A 12,253-nucleotide genomic window follows, 5' to 3' on the forward strand; every position below is an offset into this window, starting at 1 on the left:
TTGATGAAAAAACTTATAATCCCCATAGGAACCCTTCTATTGATGGGTACTATAAAAGCCCAGGTTCAGCTGCCCAGTGGCTTAGCGAGCTCAGCCAATGAAAATTATGTGTATACCAGAACCTATCTGGAGGAGAAGAGCCAGAGTGATCCTGCGGCTAAACAAGCTCAGAGTGTTCAGTATTTTGATGGCTTGGGAAGACCTAAGCAAATGGTAAATGTAAAAGCATCTCCCCAAGGAAAAGATGTGGTTATGCATTTCGAATATGATCAGTTTGGGAGGCAGGTAAAAGATTATTTACCCATTCCTCAGGGAGGAACACTGAATGGAGCAATTACTCCTAATCCTTTATCTAATGTTACAATCTCTTATGGCTCAGAAAAGATCTATTCTGAGAAAGTAGTGGAAAAATCTCCCTTGGACAGAATCTTGCAACAGGTTCAGCCAGGTAACGACTGGGTGAATAAGCCTGTAGGATTTTCATATGAAGCCAATCTGGCCAATGAAGTATACCAATATACAACCAAGACAATATGGGAAAACGGAGCCACTAAAAGCGAGCTAAGTTTGTCTCCTGCTACAACTTATGCTCCCGGAACATTGTATAAGAATACTGTCACAGATGAAGATGGAAATCCAACGGTAGAATTCAAAAATGGGCGAGGTCAAACTCTGATGGTAAGAAAGGTGAATTCTACTGAAAATGCAGATACCTACTATGTGTATAATGAGTATGATCAGTTAGCCTTTGTCATTCCTCCTAAGGCGGTAAACAAAGGAACCGCAGAATCATTACTTAATGATCTCTGTTATCAATATCGTTATGACAGCAGAAACCGTCTGGTAGAAAAGAAATTACCTGGTAAAGGCTGGGAATTTATGGTGTATGATAAAGCTGATAGACTGATCCTCACGCAGGATGCCGTAATGGCACCCAAAGGCAAATGGCTTCTCACAAAATATGATGTTTTTGGAAGAGTAATTTATACAGGAGTTTTAGCATCTACTGCCAAAAGAGCTGTTTTACAAGATCTGATTAAAGACTTAGTCATTACAGAGCCTCGCAGTGCTCAAGGGTTTACCAGAAATGGAATGACGATTTATTATGTCAATAATTATTTCATGGTAGATACAGAAACTATTTTAAGTGTCAATTATTATGATACGTATCCCGGTTACAATTTTAATCCTTCATTTCCATCCACCATTCAGGGCGTGCCTACTTTAACGGAAACGTTATCACCAGAAGGAAGAAGTACCAAAGGACTTTCTGTGATGAGTATAGTTAAAAACATTGAAGATGACAACTGGACGAAGAATTATACCTATTATGATACCAAAGGAAGAGCGATAGGAACGTATTCGATCAATCATTTGGGTGGGTATACGAAGACAGAATCCAAACTGGATTTTGCCGGGGTAGCTCAAACCGTTATTACCAAACATAAAAGACTGGAAACAGATCCTGAAAGAGTGATCACAGAAAATTTTGAATATGATCATCAGAACAGATTGTTGGTTCACAAACATCAGGTAGATTCTAATCCTATAGAAATCCTTACCCAGAATGCATATAATGAACTTTCCCAGTTGGAATCTAAAAAAGTAGGTGGAGCTTCTTTAGGTTCTTCTCTTCAACAAGTTGACTATAAATATAATATCAGAGGCTGGATGACTCAGATTAATGATCCTTCGAATCTGAATGGGAAGTTATTTGGCTATGAAATAAAATACACTAATCCTGTTAACCCCCTCTATGCAACAGCAAGATATAATGGGAATATCGCAGAAATTGATTGGAATACCTCCAATGATAATGTATTGAAAAGATATACCTATGATTATTATACAGATAATAAACTAAAGTTTGGACATTACTCTGAGCCTTGGGCTACAGCTCCCCAAAACAGCTTTTACAGTGAATATATTATATACGATCTGAACGGAAATATCAGCCAATTATATCGTAATGCTAAAAATTCCTCTACTGGATCGGCAATGCAGGTAGATAATCTTACGTATACCTACGCTGGAAACAGATTGCAGACAGTAACAGACAGTACCCAAAATACTGCAGGCTATGAAGGTGGTGGTAATATTATTGAGTATGACCTGAATGGAAGTATGACCAATATGAAGGATAAAGGAATTCAAAATATTGTTTACAACTATCTGAATCTTCCTGATAGAATTGCCATTCAGCAAGCTAATACTTTAGGGGGGATAACGACTACAGATATTAGCCATCTTTATCGGGCAGACGGAGTAAAAAGTTAGTAAAATTTTTTTAGCCAAACAGGTCTTATGGCAAACCCTATAGAACATATAACAGATTATCTTGATGGTTTTTCAATATAGTTTTTACCGGTAATGGAGAGATATGTTTTAGGATGCAGAACAGAAACAGCTTTTTGAAGATCAGGCTTATCGTAAAAACGACTAGCAATCAACCCTCTCTTGTTGGAACTTGGACACTGGATTTTGTTCCTACTGCAGAAGGCTTTTACAGTTTTACAGAAAATCGCTATATTTACCAGTATAAGGATCATTTGGGAAATATCCGGGTAAGCTTTGCCAAAAACACTGCAGGCATTCTTGGAATTACAGATACTAATAACTATTACCCCTTTGGGCTAAACCATATAGGAGGGGAGAAAGGAGTGCTAGGAGGCTATAAGAATTATAAGTACAACGGCAAGGAATTGCAGGAGACTGGGATGTATGATTATGGGGCGAGGATGTACATGCCGGATATTGGAAGATGGGGAGTTATAGATCCACTAGCAGAGAAGATGAGAAGGCATAGTCCTTATAATTATGCTTGGGATAATCCAATTATGTTTATTGATCCGGATGGAATGTTTGCCACGCCACCTGATGATTATTTAGATGTTAATGGTAGGTATTTAGGAAGTGATGGTGCTGCAACTAAACGTAAGAGTTATTAATAGATCTAATTGGAATGATATTAAAGAAGAAAAAGGAGGTACTATGTCAACAGCGGCAACGCAAGCTCTACAGGAAAGCAGTTCCATAGTTACAATAAATAATACTCAAATAAATTCTGATATTAACAATGCTAATAATGAAACCATTGCCGATCAAACAAAGAGAGACAAGTTTGGATAGGCCTGGAAGTTACAAGAGGAGATGTGCCAACAGCACAGTTAACATCTGTTAGAGGACCTGATGGTAGAGATGGTGAAGCAGATGTAATAACTAATATATTACCTGATGCCTCAGGAAAAATTATTAAAACTACTTTCGAAGGAACTAAGTTAATTGCTGGAGCTCAAGTTCATACACATAATAAGTCTCAGAAACCCAATCACGTAACGCAACCTGGAACGTCTCCTCAAGACGCACAAACGTCTAAAAGCCAAAATATTCCAATATATGCTGTTGATTCATACATAGGAAGTCAAAAAAATGGGAATACAATTAATAAAGTTATCTCAAATGGAAGTACAAATAAAGCAGGTACAACTTCAAGCCATAATATAGGACAAGAAGTTTTAAATAATATGGTTAATAAACAAAAATATCCATAATGAAAAAAATTGTGTTAATATTATTATTGAACTTTTGTTTTGTGAGTTGTTACTCACAAAAGGCTACTTCAGATATAATATACTTTTTACCATCTTCTGTTACTGAAGTTCTTAACAAAGAGTTTCAGCAAAGGACTGGAAATAGTAATACTTATATAGTTTTAGACAAAGAAAATATAGATACTTATATTATCTATTTGAGTAATCCTGATTCTCCTAAAAATTTTTGGGCAGAACATTCAAACAGATCTGTATTTTTACAAGGAAAATTAATTCCTCTTTATTTTTATTCTGATGAACACTTTTCATTTGCAGAGAAAGGAGAAATAGTATTAAAAAAGTTAGGAACAGAAGAAGGAATTAGAAAAATTAACACTATTAGAGATAATGTTTTTAAAATAAAGTTTAAACTTAATGGAGAAATAATAAAGTAGATATCAAAGCCCCGCTGCCCCCGCTGGCGCGAGCATCATGCTCGTGTCTGACTAGTCCTGAAAATCTGATACAGATTATAGGACAAAAATAAATAATTAAACCAGAGCAAAGTTTTTTTTGCTTTGGTTTTTATTTTTATAAGTTCTCATTTTAATTTCTGACTGCTTATGCATCTGGTTTGGGGTTAGATAGTAATTTGAAAAATGAGGACGCAGCTCATTGTAAATTTCGATGGATTCCTCTACTAACTTTCTTCTTAAAGCATGGTTTATATGATGCCTGTCAATATTAAATTCGTGCTTTAAAATGCCATTCACTCTCTCCGCTACTGCATTTTCATAAGGATCGGAATTTTGTGTCATACTACATTTTAATTGATGCTTTTGCAAAACGTTCTGGTATTCATTCGAGCAGTATTGTAAGCCACGATCAGAATGATGGATTAAGGATCCCGCCATACCTTTATGTTTCTTTAAAGCTCTTTTCAATGCCATAAGACTACTCTCTGTATTTAAATTATCTGCTACAAAATGTCCCACTATTTTCTTAGAATAAGCGTCAGTTATTAAGCTTAAATAGCTTGGATTTCTTCTGTCTCCTATATAAGTAATATCGGCAACCCAAACCTGGTTGGGTTTTGTTATCTGATAGTCCAGAATCAAATTTTTGTGCTTTCTGAAGCGATGATGGGAGTTGGTAGTAACATGATAATTTTTCCTGGGAGCAATCAATAAGTGATTGGCTCTTAGGATATCAAAAAATTTATCTCTTCCCACTTTGATAGAACTTAGTGATTTTTGTAACATAAAATATAGTTTCCTGCCTCCTAATCTGGGCATTTTAACACGAATACTCTCTACCAGCTTTACAACCTCTGAAGCCCTATTCTTACAAACTTTTGTACGCTTGATACTTCTATAATAGATTTGTCTATTTAACCCTAACAATCCACAAGTAAAAATCAAAGTTTCTTTTTCTTTACTGCGGAAGTCATCGATTGTTCGGGTGGTGAGTTTTTTCGAATATCAATGTGATATTCTTTCTCTGCAAGATCAATCATCATATCAAAAAATATAGCTTTTTTATCAGCAATATAAGCCTGCTTTTCCAAGAAAGCTTTTTGCTTTTCAAGAAGTCTTACTTCGGCTTCTAGTTCCATAATTCGTTGTTCAGGTGTTTTTTCCATGGCATAAGGTCTTTGGTTTTCCCAATCAAAGTTACCATATTTTCTGAGCCAATTCAAAAACTGTAGCATGGGATTGTATGCCATATTTTTTTGCGACAACTGGTAATAGTTGACTCGCCGGATTCAACTTCTTTTACTATTTGAAGTTTTAAACTTAAACTGTAATCTTTCTGCGTACGTTTGATGTACTGTGATTTTAATTGTTCTTCCATAACGATTTGTTTTTTTTGTGTATCGCTATTTCAGGACTAGACAAGTTAAAGCAATGACAATTCAAGAGTCAAATGCCGGAGCAAAAGGAAAAACTGATATAATGCAAACTAACGTAAAAGGAGATTGGCAAGGAGGAGAAATGAAATCTAAATATTCGCTAAAATATGGAGAAGGAGCAAGCGTTACAAACTCATTGTTTGCAGGTACAAGAATTTTAGCAACCAAAGGATTTAAAGGAGGAATAGATTATAATTCAAGTACAGGAAAAACTACTTTTAAATTTAAAGGGTGGTTAAATGCAGCGGGAGCCTATAATAGTACAGCAGGGACAAAAGGTTATCAACAAAATGTCCAAAGTATGTATGAAAATTCTAAAAAACCTAACCCTCAAGATTATTAATTATGAAACAGAATAAAAAATATTTTTTCCTCGCACTGTTATTGTTATTGACTTGTTGCGATTCTCATTCTAATAAGGATCATTTAGACAGTATTGATGATTTCTACGAAAAATGCAGAAAACTTACTTTAAGCGAAAATAAAATAGGTCAAGAGTATCAGTTTAGTTTGATTGGGGGAAAGATTGATGAAATACATGTAAAATATTTAGGAAATATTATTACCTCTAAACATGATACACTTAAAATTGTTAATTCTCAAAACCTATTTGGTTTGTCTGAGCAATCAAAAAGAGGTAATGGCAGTGTTTATATATACGATACTCAAAATAAGCTTATTGGCATTTATTTTTTAGGAGACTACTGGGGAGTACCTTCAAAAATTGAGGGACAAGATTTAGTATTTAGTTATAAAAATGATTTTTGTAATCAAACTACCAAAATCAGTTTGAAAGACAGTATTCCTAAACAAATATTCATAAAATGTACAAAAGAAGGTGGAGATATATATAATTTAGAAACTGCTCATAACTAAACTAAAGCCAATTCAATTTGAGTTGGCTTTGTTGTTTTATAAAATGCTTTGCAGCTTAGTTTGTTTAAGGAATGCATCCAGAAGAGCGAAGATGTGTTGTTTATCGTTCTCTTTTAGTTTTTGTATATCTAAAATTTTAGCGACAATACTTTTATCTAGTAGAATATCCCCTCGCTGCAGCACGAATCCTTTCGTGTGGCATTTTTGAAAACTACAGCTATTATGATACCAAAGGAAGAGCGATTGAAACCCATTCTATCAACCATTTGAGCGGATATACCAAAACAGAATCTAAATTGGATTTTGTGGGAGTTCCAATTCAGGTTGTTACCAAACACTTAAGAAGACAGAATGATGTTGGTATTACGATCAATGAGCGCTTTGATTACGATAATGCCAACAGACTTGTTAAACACTGGCATAAAGTAGATGATCAGCCGGAAGTCTTATTGACGGAAAATATTTATAATGAACTGTCCCAATTGACAAATAAAAAAGTAGGAAATAACCTTCAAAGTATTGATTATGCTTATAATATTCGTGGTTGGATGACAGACATTAATCAAAAGGAAATGTCACTGCTGGATCTTGGAGGGAAATTATTTTCCTATAAGATAAAATACAATCAAGTAGAAGGACTTACAAATCCGGATACCGCTTTATTTTCGGGAAAGAATGTGAAAGGCAGGTACAATGGAAATATTGCAGAAGTAGATTGGAGAGCCGTGGAATCTCTTGGAGCCCATCCATTATCTACCCCTAAAAGATACGGTTATGTCTATGATAGTCTGAATAGATTAACTGCAGGATATTACCAGAACCCTACCAATGCCTGGAGTAAGGAAAATACAGAATCTATAGACTATGACCTGAATGGGAATATTTCGAAAATGTACAGAACCAGTATTGTTGAAAATAACAATACAGCCACTGTTATTGATGAACTTAACTATATGTATTCCGGAAATAAACTTACCAATGTTCATGATACAAAAAATAATCCCTCAGGATATGAAGGCGGGGGCAATACCATTACCTATGATCTGAATGGGAATATGGAGAATATGAAGGATAAAGGAATTAGTTCCATCGCCTACAACTATCTCAATCTTCCCAATAAAATGAGTATGTTAGAGTCAGGAGTGGGTCTTACTTACTTATATGGAGCCAACGGTACAAAACTTCAGAAAATAAATTCAACTTATGAATGTGGTATTGTAGATTGTTATACAGTGAATGCTGTTTCAGATTATTTGGATGGCTTTCAGTATATGAGTACTTCAACCAGCAGAGGGAATGGCGGCGAGACCGAGTTATTGTCTAAAAGCCGGGAAATGTCTAAGGCCATGGAAATACAGGCTTACACGCTCAATAATACTATTAATCCTGTTGACCTAGGAATTAATCCACCAATTGAAGGAGGAATTGTAGAGAAAAAGAATAACAATTTATCTTTTTTCCCCACTGCAGAAGGGTATTATGATTACAAAAAAGATCAGTATATTTACCAGTATAAGGATCATCTTGGCAACGTGAGAATAAGTTTCGGAAGAAACAGCAAAGGCGCACTTGAAATCACCGATGCCAATGATTACTACCCATTTGGAATGAATCATTTGAAGTCAGGAAATGCATTTTTTGGACAGAGTACTTATAAAAATTATAAGTACAACGGAAAGGAATTGCAAGAGACGGGTATGTATGATTATGGAGCAAGGATGTACATGCCTGATCTTGGAAGATGGGGTGTGGTAGATCCGTTGGCGGAGAAGATGACAAGACACAGTCCTTATAATTATGTATTCAATAATCCTGTAATGCATATTGATCCAGATGGGAGGGAACCAGATATTCCTGGAGGACCTAAGCCTAGAGTTTTAGCTGTATTCTATCATGGAGGGCCTACTGGTGATGGTAAAATAAGAAGTAATACCAAAGATGCTGGAGGAGCTGGTACTAGATATAATGCAACTGCTTCTTATGCTAGATCATTGGGGATGGATTTTAAAGGAGCTATGATATCACCAGCATTAACACAAGGTGCAGGTGTTGAGACAGGAAAAGAATTTTTAGAAAAAAACTACCAAAAAGGAGATGTAGTACTTGTATATGGTTATAGTTATGGTGGAGATAATGCTGTAAATTTGGCTGAGGAAGTATCTAATGTTCCTATCGACACTATGATAATTGTTGATAGCTCAGATGGACCATTGAGAGGCTCAACTGTAAATACTTCTATTTCAGATAATGTGAATTCAGCATATGTTTTTTATCAAGAAAACAATTCTGGTGCATCCAGTTCATCAAGGGCTTCTGGTTCGTCTTCTGGTTCATCTAGCAATAGTAGTAATAGGAGCGATGGTGGGAGTAGTAATTCTCCAGGTTCGAGAGGATATAGACATACTTCTGAAGGAAAAGCAAAAGTTACAAATATAAAACTTAGTGGGAAAAACCTAACCCATGGAAATGTCCAAACAAAAGCAGGTGCTCATATTCAAACAGCAATAAATAAAAGATTAGATGAAGCCAACAATAGGTAAATTGTTAATAGTAGCTCTTGTTATAATAGGTTTAGCAAGTGTATATTTTTTAATGTATTATTATAATAGTCAAGATGTAAATGATGTAAAGATTGAAGGTTACGTTTTAGATTCTAATGGCTCTCAACCTTTGAGAGATGCTAAAGTGACAGTTGTAAATGATAGATATGAAAGTGATAATGGATATAAAAACTATGATGAATATTTAGGCCAAGATAAAATAGAACTAAGGACTGATAATAAAGGATATTATTCTGCTATTTTAAAAAAGAGTGCTTACGTATATGTGTATATAGAAAAAGATGGTTATAAACCTATTGAAGAAAGAGGACAACAAGCGCAAAAATTAATTGTTTTTAAAACCAATATGGATAGAGTAAAGTAGGTTTGATGTTGAGAGTATTGGCATATAATAATTTTCTAATTTTCTCTGCCCCCAGCTGGCGCGAGCGTCTCGCTCGTGTCCAGAGATAAAACAAAGCCACTATGTCAGTAGTGGTTTTTGCTCTTCCATCATCAAAAACTATTATATTTACCAGTATAAAGACCATTTAGGAAATGCAAGAGTAAATTTTGCAAGGGAGAACGCAAGTGTTCTTGAAGTTACAGATACAAACAATTACTATCCATTTGGATTAAACCATATTTCAGGAATGTTTGGTCTTTCTAATTTTGGAGCATTATATAGTTATAAGTACAATGGAAAGGAACTTCAGGAAACCGGGATGTATGATTATGGAGCAAGGATGTATATGCCTGATTTAGGAAGATGGGGAACACATGACCCTTTAAGCGATGCTACTTTCCAACCATATAATTACGCTAATGATAATCCTATATCTTTTAATGATCCAACTGGAATGATTGGTCAACAACCTGAAATACATGCGAGTATTGGAGTTACAAAAAATAAAAATGGAGAATATGAAATTATAAGTGCAAAAAATGATGGAGATTTTGGGATCTATTTGGCTGATGCGAACGGAAGTTATGATGTAAACAAAAGTAAAAGAGTTGGTACATTAAATAATGCTTTCGACTTTTTATTTACCAATGACGATACTGGAACATTTCAAAAAGGAGTTGCCCAAAATAGTAATAATGCTTCAAATATAGTACTTAAAACATCATTAAATCTGGGTTCAATATTAAATAAATATAGTTATAATACAGACAATAATATTGATAATTTTTATTTAGACTTAATGAACTTGGCTTATATGTCTGCTAACTATAGTGAAGGAAGTAATATGGGGAAATTAGATTTGAAAAAATCATTAGGACTGGACATGTATACACCAGTAAAAGCAGGAAGCAATATAACATCTTTAAGAGCCGCTTCCAATATTCTTTTTGGATACAATATGCGTAGGATTTATGATAAATATAGTAGTAATTCAAATTTTATAGATAAGTTCCCAACTGCAGGAGACTTTTATACATATGCCATGCAGGCCGTAGGGGGGTATAACCAATTTAAAAATAACAGGAATGGTTTCTTCAATGGAAATGGATATAATAAAGGATTCCCTTTTTATGGAGAACATACATATTCAGGAATGAATATTTATAGAGGTTATTTTCATCAATTTACAAATCAAAAAATACATAGATAAAATGCGTTACATACTTTTATTAATCTTTCTTTCTCTAGTTTCTTGCAAAAAAGAAAAACTTATGTATAAAAAAATTGAAACAGCAGATTACTTGGTTGAAGGTTATACATATGATAATTATACGGATAAAATTTTCCCCAATGAGCTCATCATTGTAGACAAGGTTTCAAAAGATACTATATTCCATTGTAGCACTTGTTATAGTGATTTTCATATGATTTTACAAGATACATTATTAATTTATGGTGGATCTAGGCTGGATAGTACTATTGCACATGGTATATTTTTAAAACGAATTCCTGTACCCCAGATGTATAAAAATAATTTACCATATAAAAGCAAGGATTAAATTGATGATCCCCGCTAGCGCGAGCATCATGCTCGTGCTAAAATAAATAACAAACCTTCGCAATAGTGAGGGTTTTGTATTTTATCTTTAATTATTTTTACAACGAATAAGTCATACATCCTTTTGTAATATAAGAAATGATTACTAAATCTGAGATTAAGCCTATTTTTTGATAAATGACACGAGCTAAAAGCTCGCGCTAGCGAGGGCACACTTGCAGATCAAAGAGCAATATTTAATGGAAGAAGATTTTTAAAAACTGGAAAATAATTTGTTATGAAAAAAAAATATCTACTATCTCCAAAGTCAGTGTTATTATTATTTTTAATATTTGTAATCAGCATAATTTTATTAAATGTTTTTAAACAAGATATTCATAGAAAATACTTATCATTAATAAATTTTTTCTATGTAATTCCTTTGATACTTCTTTTCATATTTATAGGGACAAAAAACCTTAAGATTGCAAACTCTAAAAACGAAAAATTATTTACGATTATTCCATTAGCAATAATTTGTATATTTATTTTATTATTTATTATTAGAATAATCTATATATTGTTAATAATACATACCCCCGCTAGCGCGAACATCATGCTCATGCTAATAATAACAAAAGTCATTGCAGACCAGAACCAGCAATGGCTTTTTTATATTGGTTTAGAAAATGGTTATATTCATCAGTATAAAGATCACCTGGGAAATACCAGAGTGAGCTTTAGAAAAAACAGAGCAGGCGTTCTTGAAGTAACCGATACCAACAATTATTATCCTTTTGTATTAGGCCATATATCCTATATAATGATGAGATGTTCTGATTAAGTGTTTGATAATGTTTTGGTTTTATTTATATTCTGGCTTCAATTATTGTATTTTCAATCAAAAATATCTATATTGGTATTGTCAAATCAAAGCGAAATCCGAAAAGTAAATAAAGTAGGAAAAAATCAAAAAAAATATATTATGAAAAACTTAAGAAAACTTTCAAAAAAAGAATTGAAAACAGTTCAGGGAGGTATCCCGATGTGTCTTTCAGGGTATTTCTGGTGTTCATTTGTGAAAAAGTGTATTCCGGTAGGGTCACCATGCGGACTGATTGACTAATCTGATGGATGAAAATAATGTAAAAACAGACTATCTCAGAAATGGGATAGCCTGTTTATATATTACCAGATCTATATCTGGAATTCAATTCACATTTTTAGTGGATGATTTCTCCTGCTGGTATGGGCATAATGCTCGTGCTTTCAATAACAAAAACACCCCACAAAAATCATAAAACCAGGATTTTTATCTCTCCCGCTAGCGCATTCTATGACTTTTATAGCTCGTCTATATTTTTATTAAAGACGTCCGCTATACAAAGTCTATCACTTTGAGCCATAATCATAATAACACCATGATTAAACTTTTAGGTGCCCTTTGTCTTT

General features: G+C 34.0%; 15 protein-coding genes. 13 read left to right on the forward strand and 2 right to left on the reverse strand.

Annotated features, from left to right (window positions below; genetic code table 11):
* Positions 1-3: 3 nt before the first annotated feature.
* The 5 genes from QWZ06_RS10155 to QWZ06_RS10175 all read left to right on the forward strand — a co-directional run bounded on the left by QWZ06_RS10155 (position 4) and on the right by QWZ06_RS10175 (position 3,985).
* On the forward strand, positions 4-2,277 hold the full coding sequence (locus tag QWZ06_RS10155; protein WP_290297733.1) for a DUF6443 domain-containing protein: 2,274 nt from the start codon (positions 4-6) through the stop codon (positions 2,275-2,277).
* A 113-nt stretch (positions 2,278-2,390) separates the two neighbouring features.
* Positions 2,391-2,948, forward strand: a complete 558-nt coding sequence (locus QWZ06_RS10160) for an RHS repeat-associated core domain-containing protein (RefSeq protein WP_435384116.1) — start codon at positions 2,391-2,393, stop codon at positions 2,946-2,948.
* A 43-nt stretch (positions 2,949-2,991) separates the two neighbouring features.
* Positions 2,992-3,129, forward strand: a complete 138-nt coding sequence (locus QWZ06_RS10165; RefSeq protein WP_290297736.1) for a hypothetical protein — start codon at positions 2,992-2,994, stop codon at positions 3,127-3,129.
* Between the two features lie 23 nt (positions 3,130-3,152).
* Positions 3,153-3,551, forward strand: coding sequence for a hypothetical protein (locus QWZ06_RS10170; RefSeq protein ID WP_290297738.1), 399 nt, complete (start codon positions 3,153-3,155; stop codon positions 3,549-3,551).
* A complete protein-coding gene (locus QWZ06_RS10175; protein ID WP_290297740.1) occupies positions 3,551-3,985 on the forward strand; it encodes a hypothetical protein in 435 nt (144 codons plus the stop codon). Before QWZ06_RS10170 ends, QWZ06_RS10175 begins: the two co-directional genes overlap by 1 nt.
* A gap of 96 nt (positions 3,986-4,081) precedes the next feature.
* On the opposite strand, the gene QWZ06_RS10180 is transcribed toward QWZ06_RS10175, so the two are convergent.
* Both QWZ06_RS10180 and QWZ06_RS10185 read right to left on the reverse strand, forming a co-directional pair.
* Entirely contained in the window at positions 4,082-4,951 is an 870-nt protein-coding gene (locus QWZ06_RS10180) for an IS3 family transposase (RefSeq protein WP_353959954.1), read from the reverse strand.
* Complete coding sequence (locus QWZ06_RS10185) at positions 4,948-5,256, reverse strand: hypothetical protein (protein ID WP_290301404.1); 309 nt, start codon at positions 5,254-5,256, stop codon at positions 4,948-4,950. The genes QWZ06_RS10180 and QWZ06_RS10185 overlap by 4 nt, the downstream gene beginning before the upstream one ends.
* A gap of 181 nt (positions 5,257-5,437) precedes the next feature.
* Here QWZ06_RS10185 and QWZ06_RS10190 point away from each other — a divergent pair, with 181 nt between their 5' ends.
* The 8 genes from QWZ06_RS10190 (at position 5,438) to QWZ06_RS10225 (ending at position 11,927) form a co-directional block, all read left to right on the forward strand.
* Positions 5,438-5,785, forward strand: coding sequence for a hypothetical protein (locus tag QWZ06_RS10190; protein ID WP_290297742.1), 348 nt, complete (start codon positions 5,438-5,440; stop codon positions 5,783-5,785).
* A gap of 2 nt (positions 5,786-5,787) precedes the next feature.
* Positions 5,788-6,318: a hypothetical protein gene (locus QWZ06_RS10195; protein WP_290297743.1), complete on the forward strand. Its 531-nt coding sequence runs from the start codon at positions 5,788-5,790 to the stop codon at positions 6,316-6,318.
* Positions 6,319-6,584: 266 nt separating this feature from the next.
* Positions 6,585-8,858 (forward strand): RHS repeat-associated core domain-containing protein, encoded by a 2,274-nt coding sequence (locus QWZ06_RS10200; RefSeq protein WP_290297745.1) that lies wholly within the window; start codon positions 6,585-6,587, stop codon positions 8,856-8,858.
* Positions 8,839-9,243: a hypothetical protein gene (locus QWZ06_RS10205; RefSeq protein ID WP_290297747.1), complete on the forward strand. Its 405-nt coding sequence runs from the start codon at positions 8,839-8,841 to the stop codon at positions 9,241-9,243. The genes QWZ06_RS10200 and QWZ06_RS10205 overlap by 20 nt, the downstream gene beginning before the upstream one ends.
* 145 nt (positions 9,244-9,388) lie before the next feature.
* Positions 9,389-10,474: an RHS repeat-associated core domain-containing protein gene (locus QWZ06_RS10210; RefSeq protein WP_290301334.1), complete on the forward strand. Its 1,086-nt coding sequence runs from the start codon at positions 9,389-9,391 to the stop codon at positions 10,472-10,474.
* 61 nt (positions 10,475-10,535) lie between these two features.
* Positions 10,536-10,823 (forward strand): hypothetical protein, encoded by a 288-nt coding sequence (locus QWZ06_RS10215; protein WP_290297748.1) that lies wholly within the window; start codon positions 10,536-10,538, stop codon positions 10,821-10,823.
* A gap of 600 nt (positions 10,824-11,423) precedes the next feature.
* On the forward strand, positions 11,424-11,645 hold the full coding sequence (locus QWZ06_RS10220) for a hypothetical protein (RefSeq protein ID WP_290297750.1): 222 nt from the start codon (positions 11,424-11,426) through the stop codon (positions 11,643-11,645).
* 141 nt (positions 11,646-11,786) lie between these two features.
* Positions 11,787-11,927 (forward strand): bacteriocin-like protein, encoded by a 141-nt coding sequence (locus tag QWZ06_RS10225; protein ID WP_290297752.1) that lies wholly within the window; start codon positions 11,787-11,789, stop codon positions 11,925-11,927.
* Positions 11,928-12,253: the final 326 nt, after the last annotated feature.

Origin of the sequence: Chryseobacterium tructae (genome assembly GCF_030409875.1) — a bacterium.
Classification (GTDB): Bacteria; Bacteroidota; Bacteroidia; order Flavobacteriales; family Weeksellaceae; genus Chryseobacterium; species Chryseobacterium tructae.

Excerpts from the sequence above, each read along its gene's own strand:
- QWZ06_RS10155 (WP_290297733.1), top strand. The coding sequence starts at position 4 with ATGAAAAAACTTATAATCCCCATAGGAACCCTTCTATTGATGGGTACT.
- QWZ06_RS10160 (WP_435384116.1), top strand. The coding sequence starts at position 2,391 with ATGCAGAACAGAAACAGCTTTTTGAAGATCAGGCTTATCGTAAAAACG.
- QWZ06_RS10165 (WP_290297736.1), top strand. The coding sequence starts at position 2,992 with ATGTCAACAGCGGCAACGCAAGCTCTACAGGAAAGCAGTTCCATAGTT.
- QWZ06_RS10175 (WP_290297740.1), top strand. The coding sequence starts at position 3,551 with ATGAAAAAAATTGTGTTAATATTATTATTGAACTTTTGTTTTGTGAGT.
- QWZ06_RS10185 (WP_290301404.1), bottom strand. The coding sequence starts at position 5,256 with ATGGCATACAATCCCATGCTACAGTTTTTGAATTGGCTCAGAAAATAT.
- QWZ06_RS10190 (WP_290297742.1), top strand. The coding sequence starts at position 5,438 with ATGACAATTCAAGAGTCAAATGCCGGAGCAAAAGGAAAAACTGATATA.
- QWZ06_RS10195 (WP_290297743.1), top strand. The coding sequence starts at position 5,788 with ATGAAACAGAATAAAAAATATTTTTTCCTCGCACTGTTATTGTTATTG.
- QWZ06_RS10205 (WP_290297747.1), top strand. The coding sequence starts at position 8,839 with ATGAAGCCAACAATAGGTAAATTGTTAATAGTAGCTCTTGTTATAATA.
- QWZ06_RS10215 (WP_290297748.1), top strand. The coding sequence starts at position 10,536 with ATGTATAAAAAAATTGAAACAGCAGATTACTTGGTTGAAGGTTATACA.
- QWZ06_RS10220 (WP_290297750.1), top strand. The coding sequence starts at position 11,424 with ATGCTAATAATAACAAAAGTCATTGCAGACCAGAACCAGCAATGGCTT.
- QWZ06_RS10225 (WP_290297752.1), top strand. The coding sequence starts at position 11,787 with ATGAAAAACTTAAGAAAACTTTCAAAAAAAGAATTGAAAACAGTTCAG.